Below are 19,131 nucleotides of genomic sequence, written 5' to 3'. Positions count from 1 at the left end.
TTGGTGTACTTCTTGGCCACGCTCACCACCAGGCGCAGGTTGGCCGCCACCATCCGCTCCTTGGCGCGACGGCCAGCGTGCAGGCGCTTGCGCAGCACCTCGGGCCGCAGGCCCACCGCCACTGCCAGTTCCTGCTGGCTCGGATCGTTGCCGCCGGAGCGCATCTTCAGCTCTTCGCGCGTCTCCTCCAGGGCCATCAGCTCCTGCACCTGGCGGCCCAGGGTGATTTCCTGCTCATGGCTGAGCAGCGGCACCCGACCAATGTCCCGCAGATAGGAGCGGACCAGGTCGCCATCGACGGGGGGCATGGAACGGCCCGGGGAAGGGCGAACCACCGTCTGGACAGAGACGGGACGGACAGCGTCGGAGGTCGAGGGCTGGGCAAGGGCGAGGGCGACGACCATGGAACCGATCCATAACTATCTGTAAAGCGTAACATCAAGAAGTGTGAACTCCTCTCAGAAAGCGCCGATCCGCCGGGTCACCCCGTTCCCAGCCTTGGCAGCAGCAGCTGGGCGGTCTTGAGGTAGATGAAAACGCCTGCCACGTCTGTGGCCGTGGTGATGAACGGGGCCGACATCAGGGCCGGGTCAAGGCCGAGCCGGTCGAACAGCAGGGGCAGGGCCGCGCCCGCGGTGGCGGCCAGGGTGGTGATCGCCACCAGGCTGATGCCGGCTGAGGTCGCCACCAGCGCACTGCCCCCCATGGTCCAGGCCCAGGGCACCACCACCACCGCCAGCAGGCCGCCCAGCAGCGCCCCGGCGACCAGCTCCCGGCCGATGGTGCGCCAGGGGCCCAGGGACTGGAGCCGCTGGGTGCTCAGACCCCGGATGACCACGGTGGAGCTCTGGGCCCCGACGTTGCCGCCGGTGCCGATCAACAGCGGAATGAAGGCCGCCAGCAGCACCACCTGCTTGAGCACCAGCTGCTCGGAGGCGATCACGGCCGAGGTGCCGGTGTTCGCCACCAGCAGCACCAGCAGCCACACCACCCGGCGACGGGCCACGGTGAACAGGTTGCTGCGGAAGTAGTCGTCCTCATCGCCGGCCTGCACGGCGCCAGCGGCGTAGAGGTCGCGGGTGGCCTCCTGCTGGATGACGTCGATGACGTCGTCCACGGTGACGATCCCCACCAGCCGCTGCTCCCGGTCCACCACCGGCACGGCCAGGAAGTCGTAGCGCTGGATCACCCGGGCCACCTCCTCCTGGTCGGTGTCGGTGGCGACGCTCATCACCTCCCGCGTCATCACATCCCCCAGCCGGTCCTCCGGATCCGCCGTCACCAGATCCCGCAGCGAGAGCATGCCGCTGAGGTGACGCGAGGCATCGGTCACGTAGAGGCTGTAGATCGTTTCGGTGTCGCGGGCGCGGCGGCGGACGATGTCGAGGGCCTGCTGGGCGCTGTGGAACTCCTTGAGGTCGATGAATTCGGTCGTCATCAGGCGCCCGGCGGTTTCGGCCTCGTAGCCCAGCATCTGGGCCGTGACCCGCCGCTCTGCCGGGCTGAGCTCCGCCAGCAGCCGACGCACCACCTTGGCCGGCAGTTCGTCGAACAGCCGCACCCGGTCGTCGGGGGACATCTCCTCCACCAGCTCCAGCACCTCACCGGAGCGCAACCGCTCCAGCAGGCTCTGCTGCACGGAGCCATCGAGGTACTCGTAGACCTCGATCGCCTCGTTCTTGGGCAGCAGGCGGAAGGCGAGCGCCTGGAGCGTGCGCGGCAGGGTGCCGATCGCCTCAGCGGAATCCACCGCCTGCACGGGCTGCAGCAGCAGTTTGGCGCCGTCGTAATTCCCCGCCTGCAGCAGTCCCTCCAACTGGCGGGCCACCACCTCGGCGACGGCGGAGGCCTCAGCCATCGCTCCTCGCATGCCGGTGGGTACGAGTGTATGGGCTCAGCCGCTAGGGTCCGCGGCGACCTTCCCTTTGTAGAAATCCATGGCGCTGAATGTGAGTGACGTGGTGGTGCGCAGCGCCAGCGGCGAAGAGCGCCAGCTCGGCGCATGGGCAGGGACGGTGCTGCTGATCGTCAACGTGGCCAGCCGCTGCGGCTTCACCCGCCAGTACACCGGCCTGCAGGCCCTGCAGGACCGATTCGGACCCCAGGGCTTCGCCGTGCTCGGCTTCCCCTGCAACGACTTCGGCGCCCAGGAACCGGGCACGCTGGAGGAGATCCAGCAGTTCTGCTCCACCACCTACGGCGTGGGCTTCGAGCTGTTCGACAAGGTGCATGCCACGGGCTCCAAGACGGCGCCCTACGACACCCTCACCCAGGCCGAACCGGCCGGCGACGTGGCCTGGAACTTCGAGAAGTTCCTGATCGGCAAAGACGGCACCGTGCTGGCCCGCTTCAAGAGCGCCGTGGAACCGGACGGGGCTGAGCTGGTTGCCGCGATCGAGAAAGCGCTGGCCGCCTGAAGGTCAGCTGCTCAGCCCGCCAGCCAGCCGCGGCTGGGCTGCCCGGCGGCGGTGGAAGTTTCCACCTGGAGCCAGCGGCGGCCACCGGGCTCCATCCACTCACGCAACACCCGCAGCGGGGCTCCCGTTTCAAGGCGCGCCAGCACCGGCGCCTGGCAGCGGGGGGCGCAGTGGAGCCCGACGGTGCCGTTGCTCAGCAGGGGTTCGGCCTGGCGTTCGCGGCGCCGGACATCCGGCAAGCGCCGTTCGCCGCCGCCGGCGGGCAGGGCCGCCGGCGCCAGCAGGGCGAAACCGAGCAGGGCGGCCCAGCGCCAGGCCGGCACTGCCATTGGATGGCGTGGGGTCATCAGATGTCGAGCTGGGCGAAATCCAGCTCGGCGCTGTGGGTCTCGATGAACTCCCGCCTCGGAGCCACCTTGTCGCCCATCAGGATCGTGAAGATGCGATCGGCCTCGAGGGCATCTTCGATTTCCACCCGCTTCATCATGCGGGTCTCCGGATCCATGGTGGTTTCCCAGAGCTGCTTGGGCATCATTTCGCCCAGACCCTTGAAGCGCTGGATGTTGTAGTTGGCCTTCTCACCGAAGCCCGAAAGCACCTTCTTGAGCTCGTTTTCGTTGTAGCAGTAGTTGTGATTCTTGCCGCGCTCCACCTTGTAGAGCGGCGGGCAGGCGATGTAGATGTAGCCGCCCTCCACCAGGGCCTTCTGATAGCGGTAGAAGAAGGTAAGCAGCAGGGTGCGGATGTGGGCGCCGTCCACGTCCGCATCGGTCATGATGACGATGCGGTGGTAGCGGAGGTTCTTCTCCTCGAACTCCTCGCCTTTGATGCCCAATCCGAGCGCCGTGATCAGGGCCTGGATCTCGGTGTTCTTGTAGATCTTGGCGTCGTCGGTTTTCTCGATATTGAGGATCTTGCCGCGCAGGGGCAGGATCGCCTGGAAGCGACGGTCGCGGCCCTGTTTGGCGGAGCCACCGGCCGAATCCCCTTCCACGATGTAGATCTCTGATTCGCTCGGGTCGCGGGAGCTGCAGTCGGCCAGCTTGCCGGGCAGGGTGGAGCTTTCCAGCACCGACTTACGCCGGACCAGCTCCCGCGCCCGGCGGGCGGCTTCCGCAGCATTGAAGGCCTGGATCGCCTTCTCCAGGATCAGGTCGATCACCTGGGGGTTGAACTCCAGGTATTCGCCCAGGGCCTCACCCACCGTCGTGTCGACGATGCCACGCACCTCGGTGTTGCCCAGTTTGGTCTTGGTCTGACCTTCAAATTCCGGTTCCGGCACTTTCACCGACAGCACGGCCGTGAGTCCTTCGCGGATGTTCTCACCGGCCAGGTTGGTGTCGGCGTCCTTACGCTTGCCGCGCTTCTTGGCGAAGGTGTTCAGGGTGCGGGTGAGCACCGTCTTGAGGCCCTCGATGTGGGTGCCGCCATCCACGGTGCGGATGTTGTTGGCGAAGCCCAGGATGCTGTCGGAGTAGGCATCGACGCACCACTGCAGGGCCGCCTCCACCTGGACGCCATCCTTGGTGGCATTCACATAGATGATCTCGGCATGCAGAGGGTCCTTCTCCGCATTCATGTAGGCGACGTACTCCTTGATGCCGCCTTCGTAGTGATAAACCTCCTCGTGGGCCTCACCAGCGGCGTTGGTGGCCGCAGGCCGCTCATCGCGGAAGACGATGCGGACCCCGCCGTTGAGGTAGGCAAGCTCGCGCAGGCGCGCCGACAGGGTGTGGTAATCGAACTCGATCCCGCCACTGAAGATCTCGAGATCGGGCCGGAAGCGCACCGCGGTGCCGGTGCCGGCGTCAGGGGCGTCCTCGGAGACCAGGGTGCCGATCGGGAGGCCGCGCTCGAACCGCTGGCGGTGGACCTGGCCCTGGCGGTGGACGGTGACCTCCACCCACTCGCTGAGGGCATTCACCACCGAGATGCCGACGCCGTGCAGACCACCGGAGACCTTGTAACCGCCACTGCCGAACTTGCCGCCGGCGTGGAGCACGGTCAGCACCGTCTCCAGGGCGCTGCGGCCGGTGCGGGGGTGGATGTCGGTGGGGATGCCGCGTCCGTTATCGGTGACGCTGGCGGAGCCATCCGCGTGCAAGGTCACCACGATGGCGTCGCAGTGGCCGGCCAGGGCCTCGTCCACCGAGTTGTCGACCACCTCGTAAACGAGGTGGTGCAGACCCCGGGGGCCGGTGGTGCCGATGTACATGCCCGGCCGTTTGCGCACCGGCTCCAGGCCTTCCAGCACCTGAATCTGTTCGGCGCCGTAGGCCGCTTCGACTTTGATGGCGTCGCTCATTCAGAAAAGGTCTCCCCAGGGGGCTGACAAGGGCGGCGAATCCCGGGGCGGCGGGGCGGCAATGGGGCGAAGCGGCACCCAAAGGACGCTGCGCAAAGACCAATCTATCACCGCCATCCCGGAGAGCCCCAGAGACGCCTCTGGGAACCGATTTACCCCAGGGGTGCAATCACCGCATCGATCCACCTCCGGCAGGATGGCCCGATCCCCCTGTCGCGCCCGGCCTGCGGCCGCCGCACCCGACCCCCGTGGCGCCCTCCCCCGGAGCCGATCTGCCCCTGGTGATCGCCCTGCTCGGCCCGACCGCCAGCGGCAAGACCGCCCTGGCGATCGAACTGGCCGAGGCCCTCGATCTGGCCGTGCTGTCGGTGGACTCGCGCCAGATGTACCGCCATATGGACGTGGGCACGGCCAAACCCACGCCTGAGCAGCGGGCCCGGGTGCGCCACGAACTGCTGGATCTGAGTGACCCCGACCAGCCGCTCACCCTGCAGGAGTTCAAGGCCCTGGCGGGCGCCGCGATCGCGGCGGAACACCAGCGCCGGGGCGTGGCCCTGCTGGTGGGGGGAAGCGGGCTCTATCTCAAGGCCCTGCTGGCGGGCCTGCAGCCGCCGGCGGTGCCGCCCCAGCCGGCCCTGCGGGCCCAGTTCGCCGACCTCGGTCAGGCTGTCTGCCACCAACTGCTGCAGCAGAACGACCCACAGGCGGCCGGTCGCATCGCACCGGCCGACGCCGTCCGCACCATCCGGGCCCTGGAGGTGCTCTATGCCACCGGCCGGCCCCTGTCGGCCCTGCAGAGCCAGTGCCCTCCCCCCTGGCGCGTGCTGGAGCTGGGCCTGGATCCGGCCGACCTGCCCCAGCGCATCGGGCGCCGCACGGCCGCGCTCTACGGCGGCGGACTGGTGCAGGAAACGGCCCAGTTGATCGATCGTTTCGGCGCCGACTGCCCGTTGCTGACCACGATCGGCTATGGCGAAGCGGCGCAGCTGCTGCGGGGCGAACTGGAGCGGGACGCCGCCATCGCCCTGACGGAGCGGCGGACGCGGCAGTACGCCAAACGGCAGCGCACCTGGTTCCGGCGCCAGCACCAGCCCCTCTGGCTGACGGATGGGGCCATGGGCGGGGCTTCGGAGGCCGATGTGCTTCAACAGGCCATGGGAGCGGCCACGGGCGGTTTAGGGTGAACAGCTAACCGCCCCTGTGAATGCCTCCCCGTCCCCGTTTTGATCGCCGTGCTCCCGTGCGGGAGCTGCCCAACATCAACGACCGCATCAGCTACCCCAACCTTCGTGTGGTGGATGCGGACGGCAGTCAACTGGGAGTCATCACCCGAGAGGCGGCCCTTGATGTCGCCCGCGACCGCGAGCTGGATCTGGTCCTGGTGAGCGAGAAGGCCGATCCGCCGGTCTGCCGGATCATGGATTATGGCAAGTACAAGTTCGAACAGGAAAAGAAGGCCAAGGAGGCCAAGAAGAAATCGCACCAGACCGAGGTCAAGGAGGTGAAGATGCGCTACAAGATCGACTCGCACGACTACCAGGTGCGCATCGGTCAGGCGGTCCGCTTCCTCAAATCGGGCGACAAGGTCAAGTGCACGGTGATCTTCCGGGGCCGGGAGATCCAGCACACGGCCCTGGCCGAGCAGTTGCTGTATCGCATGGCCAAGGACCTCGAAGAGAACGCCGAGATCCAGCAGCCCCCCAAGCGGGAAGGCCGCAACATGATCATGTTCCTCAGTCCCCGCAAGCAGGCGGCCGGCAAGACGGCCGCTGCCGCAGCCGGCTGAACCCGCCCTCAGGCCGAGCCCCTGCCCCCTTGCGAACCCAGCACCTGATCGAACGCCTCCAGCAGCAGTGACCATCCCAGCTCCGCCGCCTCGGGGCGATGGTCGGGCCGAGCTGAGCACATGAAGCCGTGGCCCCCTTCCAGCAGCACCAGCCGGTGGGGCTGGGGCGGAACCGCGGCCAGAACCCGGGCGGCGTTGGCGGCCGACAGGGCCGTCTTGATCGCGGCCACATCCGCCGGGGGGATGAGGGGATCGCCATCGCCGCAGATGCAAAGCAGCGTGCCACCAATCGACGGCACCTGTTCCAGGCTGGCGGGACCACCACCGGGGCGGCCCGAGGCCACGCCGGCTCCGTAGAAATCGACCGTGACAGCCACCTGGGGCAGGCTGGCGGCCAGCAGGGCGACGTGGCCGCCGAAACAGAACCCCACACATCCCAGGCCGGCGGCGGGCACGGGCAACTGCTGCTGCAGCCAGTCGGCGGCGAGGCCCACGTCGCTCAGCAGCTGGTCGGCGCGGGTGAGCTCTTTGTGGTGGCGGCCCAGCGCCAGGTCGGCGGGGCCATAACCCAGCTCCAGCGCAGGGGCGGTGCGGGCATAGAGGGGCACCGCCAGGGCTGCGTAGCCCACCTCGGCCAAGCGCTGCGTGACGCTGCGGATCCAGCCATTGATCCCGAACACCTCCGGTAACACCAGCACCCCTCCCCGGGGCGGTGTGCCAGTGGGCCGGGCCCACCAGCAGCGCAGCGGAACCTGCTCCGGCCGCTGGGGCTCGAGCTGCAGCCAGGAGGCGACGGAATCGGAGACGGACAAACCGGCACATGGCAACCGGCACATGGTCGTATGACAACGAGGGAATTGTCACGGGGCCCAAAGCTCCTTAGGGTGGCGGCCAGACCCCCTGGCCACACTGGCGTGCGATTTCACATCCAGCAGGAGAGCGACATCCCGGCGTCGACCCAGCTGTACAACCAGATCTGCTTCGCCATCGCCGCCCGGCACTACCCGCCGGGCCACCGATTGCCGAGCACGCGCCAGCTGGCCATGCAGACCGGCCTGCACCGCAACACGATCAGCAAGGTCTACCGCCAGCTCGAGACCGACGGCGTGGTGGAGGCCATGGCCGGTTCGGGGATCTATGTGCGCGACCAGCAGAACCCGCGCGAGATCAAGCCACCGCCGGGGCTGCGCAGCAAGGCCCTGCCGGACATCGACCGGGAAGTGCGCCAGAGCGTCGATGGGCTGCTGAATGCCGGTTGCACCCTGCAGCAGGCGCGGGAACTGCTCACCCGGGAAATCGACTGGCGGCTGCGCTGCGGTGCCCGGGTGCTGGTGAGCACCTCCCGCGAAGACATCGGCGCCTCGATCCTGATCGCCGAGGAGCTCAAGCCCAGCCTGGAGGTGCCGGTGGAGGTGGTGCCGATCGAAGAGCTCGAATCGGTGCTGGAGACCTCCAGCAAGGGAACGGTGGTCACCAGCCGCTACTTCCTGCAGGAGGTCGAGCAGATCGCCAAGGTGCACGGGGTGCGGGCCGTGCCGGTCGACCTCAACGACTTCGGCCACGAACTGGGCATGCTCAAGGAACTGCGTCCCGGCAGCTGCGTCGGCCTGGTGAGCATCAGCCCGGGGATCCTGCGGGCCGCCGAAGTGATCCTGCACAGCATGCGGGGCAACGAACTGCTGGTGATGACCGCCAATCCCGACACCAGCAGCCGCCTGCTGGCGTTGCTGCGGGCCTCCAGCCACGTGATCTGCGACAAGCCCAGCCTGCCCCTGGTGGAGCAGACCCTGCGCCAGAACCGCGCCCAGCTGATGCGCCTGCCGATGGTGCACTGTGCGCAGAGCTACCTTGGCGCCGCCACCATCGACCAGCTCCGCAAGGAGATCGGCCTCCTGGCGGTCTGAGGGCCAGAACCCATGCTCGATGCACTCAGGGCCGACCTGGCCATCATCCGGCAGCGGGATCCGGCGGCCAGGGGGACCCTGGAGATCCTGCTCTGCTACCCGGGCTTCCACGCCCTCGAGCTGCACCGGGTCAGCCACCGCCTGTGGCGACTGGGGTTGCCCCTGCTGCCGCGGATGCTGAGCCAACTGGGTCGCCTGCTCACCGGAGTGGAGATCCACCCCGGGGCCCGGATCGGCCGGGGGGTGTTCATCGACCACGGCATGGGCGTGGTGATCGGCGAGACCAGCGTCATCGGTGACAACTGCCTCCTCTACCAGGGCGTGACCCTGGGGGGCACCGGCAAGGAGCACGGCAAGCGCCACCCCACCCTGATGGACAACGTGGTCGTGGGGGCGGGGGCCAAGGTGCTGGGGGCGATCACCGTGGGCACCAACACCCGCATCGGTGCCGGTTCGGTGCTGCTGCGCAACGTGGGGGCCGACAGCACCGTGGTGGGCATTCCCGGCCGGGTGATCCACCAGGCGGGGGCCCGCATCGATCCCCTGGCCCACTCCGCCCTGCCAGATGCGGAGGCGTCGGTGATCCGCAACCTGATGGAGCGGATCGACAGCCTGGAGAACGACGTCAACCGGCTGCAGGCCTGCCTACAGGAAGTGGCCGCCGGCAGGCCCCTGAAGGAGCCCTGCAGCGGCACCGCCCAGAACTTGCGTGATCGGGAGATCCTGGAATTCCTGGGAGACAACCCGGACATCCCCAATTGAAGCGGCGAAACGTCTTCAGAACACGGCCACTTTCACATCGGTGCGCGAAAAGTCGTCGCCCTTGAACAACAGGGGCCGATCCAGGGCCATGGCCAGGCCATAGCTGAAGCAATCACCGAAGTTCAGGCCTGCCTGGTGGCGGCCCTTGCCGTAGTGATCCCAACCATGCAAGGCCCAGCGCAGATGGTTCGCATCGAAGGCCAAGGGCCGGATCTCAGCTCGACTCAGCAGCAGTTCCAGGTCAACCAATCCAGCGTCACCAACCTGGCTGACCATCACCATCTGAGCCTCCAGCAGGGTGGGCATGGCGATGGTGCTGTTGCGACTCCCGCCCAAGCAGTGCAGGAGGGCCGCTGCATCCGCTTCTGCCTTGAGGATCGCCACCAAAGCAGAGGTATCCACCACCATCACACCGGCAACCCATGGTCGTCATAGAGCTCGTCCTGCAACTCCTTGCTGGTCAAACCCTCCGGCCATGGAATCTGGCGAAATCGCTGCAAAAGTTCCTGAAGCCGTGCATGCCGAGCCGCGACCGCACTGGCCATCTCTTCCTCCTCGTGCTGGCTGCGTTCAAGCTCGGCGCTGAGGGCCTGTCGCACCGCATTGGTCACGGTGGTGGACCGGCGGGCAGCCAGCTCTCGTGCCATGGCATGCACTTCAGGATCCTTGATGTTCATGCCCATGGCACCACCAGGGTAGAAGAGATAAAAGATTCTACCCTTGCTGACCTTCAGGCCGTAACCGCCTGCGGCACCTGGGGCTGGAACATGAACATGGAGTAGATCACGTTGCGGCGCATCTGGGTCATCATCTCCAGGAACATGTCATAGCCCTCGTTCTTGTATTCGATCAGGGGGTCCTTCTGGCCGTAGCCCCGCAGGCCCACCGATTCCCGCAGCGCTTCCATGGCCTGCAGGTGCTCACGCCAGAGGGTGTCGATCTGCTGGAGGATGAAGAAACGCTCCGCTTCCCGCATCAGGCCGGGCCGCATCTGCTCGATCTGGCCCTCCTTGATGTCGTAGGCATTGCGCATCTGCTCCTGCAGGAAGGCCTTGAGTTCCTCCATCGACAGGCCGCCCACCTGCTCGGGGGTGAGATCCTCCAGCAGATAGATGAACTCCTTGACTTTCTCCACCAGGCGGGTGAGATCCCACTCCTCGGGCGGCAGGTCGGGGTTCACGTAGGCCTCGACGATGTCGTCGATGGTGCGCTCGCCGTAGCCGATCACCTGCTGCTTGAGCTCCCGGCCCTCCAGCACCCGACGCCGCTCGGTGTACACCGCCTTGCGCTGGTTGTTCATCACCTCGTCGTACTCGAACACCTGCTTGCGCATGTCGTAGTAGTACGTTTCCACCTTCTTCTGGGCCCCCTCCAGGGAGCGGGTGAGCATGCCCGATTCGATCGGCATGTCCTCCTCCACCCGGAAGGCGTTCATCAGGCCCGCCACCCGGTCGCCGCCGAAGATGCGCAGCAGATTGTCCTCAAGGGAAAGGAAGAAGCGGGTGCTGCCCGGGTCGCCCTGGCGGCCGGCCCGGCCCCGCAGCTGGTTGTCGACCCGACGCGATTCGTGGCGTTCGGTGCCGATCACGTGGAGGCCTCCGGCGGTGCGGACCTGCCCCTCCTCCTGCTTGACGACGACGTCGTACTCGGCGCGCACCTGGGCGATCAGCTCCCGCAGGCGCTGGATCTGGGGATCGTCGGTGGGGGCCTTCTCCGCCGCCTGGGCGATGCGGTCCTCAAGTTCCAGAACGGTCAGGGTGCGGTCGCCCCAGGCCGCCACCAGCTCACGGGAGAAGCTGGAGAGCGCCTTCTCCGTGTCTTCGGAGAGGCTGCAGGGGTAGAGGTTGCCGATGGCCCGGGCCTCGATGGCGGGCCTGGAGCTGGGGGCCACGGCGCCGCCGAAGCCGGCCGGCGCCTCGGTGGAACGCTGCAGGGGCACCGGCGGGCGATGGCCCTCCTCGGGACGCACCAGCCGGGGCAACAGCACCTCACGCAGCTTGAGGCGGGCCATGTAGTCGCTGTTGCCACCCAGGATGATGTCGGTGCCCCGGCCGGCCATGTTGGTGGCGATCGTGACGGCGCCGGCCCGGCCCGCCTGGGCAACGATCTCAGCCTCCCGCTCCACGTTTTCCGGCTTGGCGTTGAGCAGGTTGTGGGGGATCGCCTGCTCCTGCAGCAGGGTGGAGAGCAGCTCCGATTTCTCCACGCTGGTGGTGCCCACCAGCACGGGCCGGCCGGACTGGTGCACCTGGGCGGTCTCGGAGGCCACCGCCTGCCATTTGGCCGTTTCGGTCTTGTAGACCTGATCGGGCCAGTCGGCGCGGGAGCGGGTGCGGTTGGTGGGCACCACGGCCACCTCCAGCTTGTAGGTCTTCTCGAACTCCACTTCCTCGGTCTTGGCGGTGCCGGTCATGCCGGCCAGGCGGGGGTAGAGCAGGAAGAAGTTCTGGTAGGTGATGCTGGCCAGGGTCTGGGTCTCGGGCTGGATCGGCAGGGCCTCCTTGGCCTCGATCGCCTGGTGCAGGCCGTCGCTCCAGCGGCGCCCCGGCATCACCCGACCGGTGAACTCATCGACGATCACCGCGTCGGAGTCGCGCACGATGTAGTTGACGTCCTTGACGAACAACTCCTTGGCCTTGAGGGCGTTGTTGATGAAGTGGGCCCAGGGGTCCTGGGGGTTGAACAGGTCCTGGACGCCGAGCAGCTGCTCCGCCTTCTGGTAGCCCTCGTCGGTGAGGGTGACATTGCGCTGTTTCTCGTCGACTTCGTAGTCGCCCTCGGGATCGATGCCGTCCTTGCCCATCTCGGCCGCACGAAGGAGCTCGCCGGCGATCCGGGCCGCCTGCATGTACTTCTCCTGGGGCCGCTCGATCTGGCCGGAAATGATCAGGGGGGTGCGGGCCTCGTCGACGAGGATCGAGTCGACCTCGTCGATGATGCAGTACTGGAACTCCCGCTGCACCACCTCGGCGATGTCGCTCGCCATGTTGTCGCGCAGGTAGTCGAAGCCCAGCTCCGAGTTGGTGGCGTAGGTGATGTCGCAGGCGTAGTTGCGGCGTCGCTCCTGCGGGCTCATGTCCTGCTGGATCAGGCCGACGCTCAGCCCCAGGAAGCGGTGGATCTGGCCCATCCACTCGGCGTCGCGGCGGGCCAGGTAGTCGTTCACCGTGACCACGTGGACCCCTCGGCCGGTGAGGGCGTTGAGGTAGGCCGGCAGGGTGGCCACCAGGGTCTTGCCCTCGCCGGTCTTCATTTCGGCGATCTGGGCGTTGTGCAGCACCATGCCGCCGATCAGCTGCACGTCGAAGTGGCGCATGCCCAGCACCCGCTTGCCCGCTTCGCGCACCACCGCGAAGGCCTGGGGCAGCAGCTCATCGAGCAGGGAATTGCGGCGCGCGGCCGTCTCAGGCTTCTCCAGCTTCTGGCGGAACTCTGCCGTCAGGCCCCGCAGCTCCTCGTCGCTGAGGGGCTCGATCTCCTCCTCCAGCAGGTTGATGTCGGACACCAGCGGCTGGTAGCGCTTCAGCTTGCGGGCATTGGGGTCACCCAGCAGCAGCTTGAGCATGGAGAAAGCCTGTCCGTAGTTGCTTACCCTACCATCGCAAAACCGTGGCCGAGAGCGAAGAAACTTGCTGCTGCAAGGGTTCTCGGCCTCTCTTTCGCCGGGGATCCGCACCTGCAGGCCCCTCCGGCACCGGCCGCCGAGCAGGATTTGCAGCTGATGACCTCCACCCCGGCCCGTTGAGCACCGCCACACCCAGGCCTCCAGTCCCCGCCGCCGCCCCCTCAGTCAGGCTGATCCGACACGGCGGCCTGTGCCTGCGCCTGCGCTGGCGGCTGGCGGCCCTCCGCACCCTGCTCGATGGCCACAGCTTCTGGGCCACCGGCCGCCGGCCCACCCAGCTGAGTCGGATGCTCAGCGGCAGCCAGGTGGTGGTGAGCGCCTGGCAGGGGAGCACCTTGGTGGGCTTCGGACGCGCCACCAGCGACGGCGTGTTCCGCGCCGTTCTCTGGGATGTGGTGGTGGCCGAGGAGCACCAGGGACGGGGACTGGGGCGGCGGATCGTCGAGGAACTGTTGGCCAGCCGGCCCGTGGCCGCCGCCGAACGCGTCTACCTGATGACCACCACCGGCGAGGGTTTCTACGAACGGCTGGGCTTCAGCCGGGTGGACAGCCAGAGGCTGATGCTGAAACAGTCAAGCGGATGAAGAGATTCGAACTCTCGACCCTCTCCTTGGCAAGGAGATGCTCTACCACTGAGCTACATCCGCAAAAGCGGCACCATTGGATGCAAGAGCCCAGGGCTGTAAACAGCTGTGGAGGCCTGCCGTTTGGATGCCGATCCAAAAATCATGGACCACGGAGGGCCTGCCTGTCAAACCGACCAACCCCACCCCCACTGACCTGTCCACTGTATGGGAAAATGCGGCCTGAGCCGTTGGGACGAGGTCAGGACGTGAGGTCAGGCGGAAACCAGGCTGAAGCTCCGGGGAAGCCGAGATCCCAGCGAGCCAAACAGGCTTGCTGCACAGGCAAAGGGTGAATCAATGGTGCGCCCGACTGCACTGATCATTGGAGCGACAGGACAGGACGGTGCCTACCTGACAAAGCTGCTGTTGACGAAGGGTTACAGGGTCGTCGGTACCAGCCGTGATGCTCAGGCATGCGATCTGAGTCGGCTTCGACGGTTGCGGGTTGACGGGGATGTGGAAATCATCTCGCTGGCACCAAACGACTTTCGTAGTGTCCTGAAGGTTGTGTCGTCGATAGCCCCAGACGAGATCTACAACCTGGCAGGCCAAACCAGTGTTGGCCTGTCTTTCGAGCAACCGGTGGAGTGCATGGAATCGATTGCTGGAGGATGCCTGAATGTTCTGGAAGTGATTCGCTTCCTGCAACTGCCAACAAGACTGTTCAACGCGGGGAGCTCAGAATGCTTCGGTGAAGCTGCCGAAAAGCCCGCTGATGAGAGTGCAGCCATGCAACCGAGAAGTCCCTATGGAGTCGCGAAGGCAACGGCATACTGGCAAATCGCCAACTACCGGATTGCCTATGGACTTTGGGCATGCACTGGAATACTGGCCAACCACGAGTCACCCTTGAGACAAAGCAGGTTTGTCACGCAGAAGATCATCCGAGGAGTTCGACTGATCAAGGAGGGTAAACTGGACAGGCTAGAGCTTGGCAATCTTGAGATCTGGAGGGATTGGGGCTGGGCTCCAGAGTATGTGCAAGCCATGCATATGATGCTTCAGACGGACAAGCCACAAGACTTTCTGATCGCTTCAGGCGAGACATCGTCGCTGAAAGAATTCGTGCAGACTGCCTTCGAAATGGCTGGCCTGAAGGCCGAAGAGCACGTCCAGACAGAAGGCTCACTGATGCGGCCCAGCGACCTGCGATACTCGGCGATGAACCCATCCAGAATCAACAAAGAGCTGGGCTGGAGCGCCAGAACAACCCTGCGCGAGATCATCGGCAAGATGTACAACGACATTCTTTTCTGATTTTCCCATGGGCAAGGACCACACTCCACGCGCATCAGATAGAACAAGTGTACAGAAGTTCGAATCCCGCCGGACGGATACTTTGCGGGGATGCACTTGCGCAGTGGCATCACGCCAGGAAGAGATCAGGCTGAGATCGGAGGGGGACCGGGTGGACAGAAAGTCTGCTGAAGCCAAGGCCGGGAGCAAGACATGAGTGAAGGAAGAATTAAACCCAAGCAAACGATAGTCATTGAGCCAAGAAAGAGCGTTAGGCTCCTTGATATTGACGAGTACTTAAAGTATCGGAGCATGCTCAAGCGCATGGTCAGAAGGGAGATTCAGACAAAGTTCGATGATATGAAACTGAGCGTGCTTTGGAATCTGGTACGCCCCCTATCAGTAACTGCTGTCTTCAGCTTATTCAAGCATGCTTCAGGTGCAACAACAGGCGAGTCAGCGCCCTATCCCATATTCATTTATAGCGGACTGATCATCTGGTACTACTTCACAGATGCCACCCAGGAATCCGCAAGCTCTTTGCGCAAAGATGCCGGAATGATCAAAAAAGTCTATTTCCCGAGGCTCATCATCCCTGCCGTGCCAATTCTATCAAATCTCCTCCTGCTGGGAATGGCTTTCCTACCGTTGCTGGTCATGCTGATGGCCTATGGGGTCAGAATAAGCTGGACAGTACTGCTTCTGCCCCTAGTGATTGCTCAGTGCGGAGCTCTGTCCCTGGGCATGGGCATATTGTTTGCATCAATATCACTGCGCAACAGGGACTTTGAGCAACTACTTTCATTGATGCTATACATAGGCCTCTTTGTATCTTGTGTATACTTCTCTCCCAACCTCTTTCATGGCCCCATAGCACTACTGATTAAGTTGAATCCCATGGCCGCAACACTGCAGTCATTCCGTGCATGCCTAGGGAGCACCGGGGAATTTCCCTTCCTTTGGTGGCTCTATGCCGTTTTGGTTTCAGTGGGATCGCTGCTGGTAGGGCTCGTGGCCTTCAACTCAGTCGAAAGGGAGTTGGCAGACAGACTATGAATCGAAATTACGCCGTACAATGCAGTGGGATTGGCAAGAAGTACAGAGTCGGGATCAAAGAGTTCTGGGCATTGCAGAATATCAGTATGAACATCAAGGAAGGTGAGCGCGTTGGCATCATTGGTAGAAATGGTGCAGGAAAGTCGACTCTCCTGAAGATACTGTCACGGCTTGTGTACCCGACGGAGGGCAGAGTCGAAATCACAGGCAGGGTGGCCTCACTTTTGGAAGTGGGAACTGGATTCAACATGGAGCTCACTGGGAGAGACAACATCCACCTCAATGCCTCCATACACGGAATGGAGGGTGATGAGATCCGGAATATCTTTCAACAGGTTGTAGAGTTCTCTGGAGTTGGTGAGTTTATCGATACTCCAGTCAAGCATTACTCAAGTGGCATGTACATGCGGCTAGCCTTTGCTGTCTCAGCTCACCTGGATCCAGATATACTTATAATGGATGAGGTTCTTGCAGTCGGAGACCTAAGCTTCCAGAAAAAGTGCCTATCGCGTGTTGAAGGCTTGGCCAATGGAGGCAGGACAATTATCTTTGTCTCCCATAGCATGGGAGATATTGCACGGTTCTGCGAGAGAGTGATCTGGATTGACCACGGAGAGATAAGATTTGATGGGAACTCGATAGAAGGCGTTAATCAGTACGAAGAAGAAATGAATCCCAAAGTATCTGTGGCCTTAGATAGTCGTCGTAGAGAGGGGACCGGAAACGCCAGGATCGTTGAAATCAAGAGCCACGGACCAGAAGCAGCGCAGCCAGAAGCGATGCGCACTGGAGAGCCCTGCACTATAGACTTGCGCTACGAAGTGTACTCAGAATATGCGAACATTCACGACGTATTTGCATGCATTATTTTTACGAATGAGGTTGGGAAAAGAGTGTTTGGAGTTCCCAGTGAAGTTCTATCTGTGAATCTTACTAAGCTAGGCCACAAAGGAACACTCACATGTCAGATAGATAGACTGCCTCTTGTTCCTGGCCGCTACAGTCTTTCCGTAGCACTCCTGATCAACAATCAACTCGTAGACAAGGTAGAAATGGCATCATCAATCAAGGTCCTCGATGGAGATTTCTATGGCACAGGAAAGCTACCATTGAAGACGATGGGTGATATCTGTGTTGATTTCGGCTGGAAGCTCGAGTCTCAACTCGCGGCAAAGAAGAATGAACATACATCAAATGGGAAAGCATATATGCAGGAGTAGGAATGTAAGGCAAGCTCGTCCATGCTACATTCATTTAAAGACTGGAAAGCCCTCAGATGACCGTCAAAAAAGAAGTATTAGAGTTGCGGAACAGAGTTCTGTCAGGCGTCTTGGCCAAGATAATCAGAAATGATCCTGAGCTATCTGGAGATCTTGAGCCTCTCCTGGCCATGCTAGGCAAGAAAGAAGAGAAGGACCTAGTTCTGACCTTTACGCATTGGTTAGCAAGGCAGGGTCCTGAGATCAAGGCCAGTCTTGCAAGTGAAAAGCAGAGCGGAGGCGCTAGTCAGTTAGAGATACTCCTAGAGTTAATCCTTGATTCGATGAACAGGATTAATCCACTCGAAGAGAAGGTGCAAACCAGAATCAAAGTCTTGACTGAGATGATTCAACAGATCATAATCAGCGATTACGAGTTTTCTGGAAATCTTGAGCTGCTCCTAAAGCAACTAGGTACAGATCCAGAAAGAAATATGATCACTACACTCACACGCTGGGTCTTCAATCAGAATGATCATACTCTTGATCTCGCCGGAAAACAATCCGGCGCAAGCAATACAACTCCATTAGAGCAACACTTGGCGTTACTCAAGGAAGATTTGGTAGTGGGAAGCGCAATGACAGAAGGTCAGATCCGATCAACGTACATGAGTGAAGTTTTCGGGGACATGGCGAGGGTAAGAGTCCCATTAAGCGTCATCCACCAGGAAACACAGCACATGAACCACATAGATATGGTTTATGTTTGTGCAATCCCTAAGCTACGTGAAGCAAAGAAGATCTTCGAAATCGGCACCTACAGGGGCCAAACAACATGTGGATTCGCCGATGTTTGTGAAGACGCAGAGATTTACACTCTCAACCTTCCACCGGAGCAGGATGGGCGCTATGGAGAATACATTGGATCATTCATTAAGACGAGTCCGAACAAGCACCGTATTCACCAGGTCTTCTCTGATTCCAAGACTTTTGACACGACACCCTATCGGAGAATGATGGACTATGTGTTCATCGATGGTGATCATAGCTACGAGTATGTAAAGAATGATACGCAGAAAGCGTTTGAACTTTTAGCTCCTAATGGAGCCATCGTATGGCACGACTTTGCCGGAAAGTCTGAAGGAGTAGTTCAATACTTAAGTGAACTAGCTGTCGAAAGACCACTCATGCGTATAAAGAATACTTGCCTAGTCCTATACCTTGACAATATGGATTTTGAGACCTATCAGTGGAAACCGCTTCTAGCAAGTCTTGAGGAAAGAGAATATGGCTAGTCTTAGGCATATACTATCGTTTTTGAAGCAAGAACGGAGAGGGCCTATGGTTTCAAAAGCGGTTCAGAGCTATCTCGACAACGGTCGGATCCCTTGGTCGCCAGGCTATAAGCAATACAAGCTTGAGCAATTGGAAAAGACTCTTCAGAGTAATGATCTACTTGAGGTTTTTCGAGCAGGGAAGAAACTACCATTAGGCTACGGCTATGGAGTCGATGAAAGGATGGTTGAATATCCCTGGCTTTTCTCAAGAATGAATAGCCATGATGAACGCTTGTTGGATGCTGGTTCTGTGCTCAACTATCCATATCTCATTGAAAAGACAGTTCTTAAAGATAAGGATGTCGTACTAATGACATTGGAGCCAGAAAGCACAATGATGAAACGAAGTCGCCTCTCCTATATGTTCTGTGATTTACGAGCCAATCCCTTCCAAAGCGAAGTATTTGACACAGTGGTCAGCCTGAGCACCGTAGAGCATATAGGAATGGATAACACATTGGTCTACTCAGACAGGGATAGGTACAAGGAAAGGGATGATGCCAGTTACCTGATTGCAGTCAATGAAATGGTCAGAGTCCTGAAGACTTCCGGCAAGCTCTTTCTATCCGTTCCGTTTGGAAGAAAGGAGTTCCACGGATGGCTGCAGCAGTTTGACGGCGAAATGATTGCACAACTATGCAGTGAGGTGCATGGTGCCTCATTGATTGAGGCCTCCTACTATCGATATGACAACAAGGGCTGGCAGTTAGCCGACGCTGAGAGTTGTAAAGACTGCGAGTATTTTGACACGCATACGAATCAGCGCGTTCAGGAGGATCGTGCCGCAGCGGCCAGAGCAGTGGCATGCCTTGTCTTTCAGAAAAATGAAAAGGTAACTGAATGAAAGGAGCTCTATCAGCGGGTGGCACAGCAACAAA

The 19,131-nt window shown here is 61.9% G+C and carries 19 protein-coding genes and 1 tRNA gene; 11 read left to right on the top strand and 9 right to left on the bottom strand.

Going from position 1 to position 19,131, the window contains the following annotated elements; genetic code table 11:
- Both KUG43_RS06460 and mgtE read right to left on the bottom strand, forming a co-directional pair.
- The coding region (locus KUG43_RS06460; protein WP_286194448.1) for a sigma-70 factor domain-containing protein at window positions 1–308 on the bottom strand (308 nt) is incomplete at its 3' end.
- 173 nt (window positions 309–481) lie between these two features.
- Entirely contained in the window at window positions 482–1,858 is a 1,377-nt protein-coding gene (gene mgtE / locus KUG43_RS06455; protein WP_216907257.1) for a magnesium transporter, read from the bottom strand.
- Window positions 1,859–1,937: 79 nt separating this feature from the next.
- On the opposite strand from mgtE, the gene KUG43_RS06450 reads away from it, so the two are divergent.
- On the top strand, window positions 1,938–2,417 hold the full coding sequence (locus KUG43_RS06450; RefSeq protein WP_216907255.1) for a glutathione peroxidase: 480 nt from the start codon (window positions 1,938–1,940) through the stop codon (window positions 2,415–2,417).
- An 11-nt stretch (window positions 2,418–2,428) separates the two neighbouring features.
- Here the strand turns inward: KUG43_RS06450 and KUG43_RS06445 are convergent, their stop codons facing one another.
- On the bottom strand, window positions 2,429–2,764 hold the full coding sequence (locus tag KUG43_RS06445) for an SH3 domain-containing protein (RefSeq protein WP_286194445.1): 336 nt from the start codon (window positions 2,762–2,764) through the stop codon (window positions 2,429–2,431).
- A complete protein-coding gene (gyrB, locus tag KUG43_RS06440) occupies window positions 2,764–4,722 on the bottom strand; it encodes a DNA topoisomerase (ATP-hydrolyzing) subunit B (protein WP_216907253.1) in 1,959 nt (652 codons plus the stop codon). The genes KUG43_RS06445 and gyrB overlap by 1 nt, the downstream gene beginning before the upstream one ends.
- A 224-nt stretch (window positions 4,723–4,946) precedes the next feature.
- Here gyrB and miaA point away from each other — a divergent pair, with 224 nt between their 5' ends.
- Entirely contained in the window at window positions 4,947–5,906 is a 960-nt protein-coding gene (gene miaA, locus KUG43_RS06435) for a tRNA (adenosine(37)-N6)-dimethylallyltransferase MiaA (RefSeq protein ID WP_502988583.1), read from the top strand.
- 20 nt (window positions 5,907–5,926) lie between these two features.
- Window positions 5,927–6,508 carry a translation initiation factor IF-3 gene (gene infC, locus KUG43_RS06430; protein ID WP_015109796.1) on the top strand — a complete coding sequence of 194 codons (582 nt, stop codon included), beginning with the start codon at window positions 5,927–5,929 and terminating at the stop codon, window positions 6,506–6,508.
- An 8-nt stretch (window positions 6,509–6,516) separates the two neighbouring features.
- Here the strand turns inward: infC and KUG43_RS06425 are convergent, their stop codons facing one another.
- A complete protein-coding gene (locus KUG43_RS06425) occupies window positions 6,517–7,320 on the bottom strand; it encodes a dienelactone hydrolase family protein (RefSeq protein WP_286194444.1) in 804 nt (267 codons plus the stop codon).
- Window positions 7,321–7,422: 102 nt separating this feature from the next.
- Here KUG43_RS06425 and KUG43_RS06420 point away from each other — a divergent pair, with 102 nt between their 5' ends.
- Window positions 7,423–8,412, top strand: a complete 990-nt coding sequence (locus KUG43_RS06420) for a GntR family transcriptional regulator (protein ID WP_216907247.1) — start codon at window positions 7,423–7,425, stop codon at window positions 8,410–8,412.
- 12 nt (window positions 8,413–8,424) lie between these two features.
- Window positions 8,425–9,174: a serine O-acetyltransferase gene (gene cysE / locus KUG43_RS06415; protein ID WP_216907245.1), complete on the top strand. Its 750-nt coding sequence runs from the start codon at window positions 8,425–8,427 to the stop codon at window positions 9,172–9,174.
- 15 nt (window positions 9,175–9,189) lie between these two features.
- Here the strand turns inward: cysE and KUG43_RS06410 are convergent, their stop codons facing one another.
- Genes KUG43_RS06410 through secA form a run of 3 tightly spaced genes read right to left on the bottom strand, consistent with a single transcriptional unit; the run spans window position 9,190 to window position 12,739 of the window.
- Window positions 9,190–9,582: a type II toxin-antitoxin system VapC family toxin gene (locus KUG43_RS06410; RefSeq protein WP_216907243.1), complete on the bottom strand. Its 393-nt coding sequence runs from the start codon at window positions 9,580–9,582 to the stop codon at window positions 9,190–9,192.
- Window positions 9,582–9,857, bottom strand: a complete 276-nt coding sequence (locus tag KUG43_RS06405; protein WP_216907241.1) for a type II toxin-antitoxin system VapB family antitoxin — start codon at window positions 9,855–9,857, stop codon at window positions 9,582–9,584. The genes KUG43_RS06410 and KUG43_RS06405 overlap by 1 nt, the downstream gene beginning before the upstream one ends.
- Before the next feature lie 47 nt (window positions 9,858–9,904).
- Window positions 9,905–12,739: a preprotein translocase subunit SecA gene (secA, locus tag KUG43_RS06400; protein ID WP_216907239.1), complete on the bottom strand. Its 2,835-nt coding sequence runs from the start codon at window positions 12,737–12,739 to the stop codon at window positions 9,905–9,907.
- A 176-nt stretch (window positions 12,740–12,915) separates the two neighbouring features.
- On the opposite strand from secA, the gene KUG43_RS06395 reads away from it, so the two are divergent.
- On the top strand, window positions 12,916–13,383 hold the full coding sequence (locus KUG43_RS06395) for a GNAT family N-acetyltransferase (RefSeq protein WP_216907237.1): 468 nt from the start codon (window positions 12,916–12,918) through the stop codon (window positions 13,381–13,383).
- Here KUG43_RS06395 and KUG43_RS06390 read toward each other — a convergent pair.
- Window positions 13,375–13,446, bottom strand: a tRNA-Gly gene (locus KUG43_RS06390). The two genes, KUG43_RS06395 and KUG43_RS06390, sit on opposite strands and share 9 nt — an antisense overlap.
- A 276-nt stretch (window positions 13,447–13,722) precedes the next feature.
- Here KUG43_RS06390 and KUG43_RS06385 point away from each other — a divergent pair.
- The 5 genes from KUG43_RS06385 (at window position 13,723) to KUG43_RS06365 (ending at window position 19,097) form a co-directional block, all read left to right on the top strand.
- Window positions 13,723–14,682 carry a GDP-mannose 4,6-dehydratase gene (locus KUG43_RS06385; protein ID WP_216907235.1) on the top strand — a complete coding sequence of 320 codons (960 nt, stop codon included), beginning with the start codon at window positions 13,723–13,725 and terminating at the stop codon, window positions 14,680–14,682.
- Window positions 14,683–14,874: 192 nt separating this feature from the next.
- A complete protein-coding gene (locus tag KUG43_RS06380) occupies window positions 14,875–15,717 on the top strand; it encodes an ABC transporter permease (protein WP_216907233.1) in 843 nt (280 codons plus the stop codon).
- Window positions 15,714–16,937, top strand: coding sequence for an ABC transporter ATP-binding protein (locus tag KUG43_RS06375; protein WP_216907231.1), 1,224 nt, complete (start codon window positions 15,714–15,716; stop codon window positions 16,935–16,937). Before KUG43_RS06380 ends, KUG43_RS06375 begins: the two co-directional genes overlap by 4 nt.
- 56 nt (window positions 16,938–16,993) lie before the next feature.
- Window positions 16,994–18,211, top strand: coding sequence for a class I SAM-dependent methyltransferase (locus tag KUG43_RS06370; protein WP_216907229.1), 1,218 nt, complete (start codon window positions 16,994–16,996; stop codon window positions 18,209–18,211).
- 46 nt (window positions 18,212–18,257) lie between these two features.
- On the top strand, window positions 18,258–19,097 hold the full coding sequence (locus KUG43_RS06365; protein ID WP_216907227.1) for a class I SAM-dependent methyltransferase: 840 nt from the start codon (window positions 18,258–18,260) through the stop codon (window positions 19,095–19,097).
- Window positions 19,098–19,131 lie beyond the last annotated feature (34 nt).

Source organism: Synechococcus sp. CCY 0621 (assembly GCF_019038465.1).
GTDB lineage: Bacteria > Cyanobacteriota > Cyanobacteriia > PCC-6307 > Cyanobiaceae > Cyanobium.
This window is presented reverse-complemented; position numbering and strand designations above follow the sequence as displayed.

Coding starts and splice junctions, on each gene's coding strand:
- cysE (WP_216907245.1), top strand. CDS start 8,425: ATGCTCGATGCACTCAGGGCCGACCTGGCCATCATCCGGCAGCGGGAT.
- gyrB (WP_216907253.1), bottom strand. CDS start 4,722: ATGAGCGACGCCATCAAAGTCGAAGCGGCCTACGGCGCCGAACAGATT.
- KUG43_RS06450 (WP_216907255.1), top strand. CDS start 1,938: ATGGCGCTGAATGTGAGTGACGTGGTGGTGCGCAGCGCCAGCGGCGAA.
- KUG43_RS06380 (WP_216907233.1), top strand. CDS start 14,875: ATGAGTGAAGGAAGAATTAAACCCAAGCAAACGATAGTCATTGAGCCA.
- KUG43_RS06405 (WP_216907241.1), bottom strand. CDS start 9,857: ATGGGCATGAACATCAAGGATCCTGAAGTGCATGCCATGGCACGAGAG.
- infC (WP_015109796.1), top strand. CDS start 5,927: ATGCCTCCCCGTCCCCGTTTTGATCGCCGTGCTCCCGTGCGGGAGCTG.
- KUG43_RS06385 (WP_216907235.1), top strand. CDS start 13,723: ATGGTGCGCCCGACTGCACTGATCATTGGAGCGACAGGACAGGACGGT.
- KUG43_RS06375 (WP_216907231.1), top strand. CDS start 15,714: ATGAATCGAAATTACGCCGTACAATGCAGTGGGATTGGCAAGAAGTAC.
- mgtE (WP_216907257.1), bottom strand. CDS start 1,858: ATGGCTGAGGCCTCCGCCGTCGCCGAGGTGGTGGCCCGCCAGTTGGAG.
- KUG43_RS06370 (WP_216907229.1), top strand. CDS start 16,994: ATGACCGTCAAAAAAGAAGTATTAGAGTTGCGGAACAGAGTTCTGTCA.
- KUG43_RS06410 (WP_216907243.1), bottom strand. CDS start 9,582: ATGGTGGTGGATACCTCTGCTTTGGTGGCGATCCTCAAGGCAGAAGCG.
- secA (WP_216907239.1), bottom strand. CDS start 12,739: ATGCTCAAGCTGCTGCTGGGTGACCCCAATGCCCGCAAGCTGAAGCGC.
- KUG43_RS06365 (WP_216907227.1), top strand. CDS start 18,258: ATGGTTTCAAAAGCGGTTCAGAGCTATCTCGACAACGGTCGGATCCCT.
- KUG43_RS06445 (WP_286194445.1), bottom strand. CDS start 2,764: ATGACCCCACGCCATCCAATGGCAGTGCCGGCCTGGCGCTGGGCCGCC.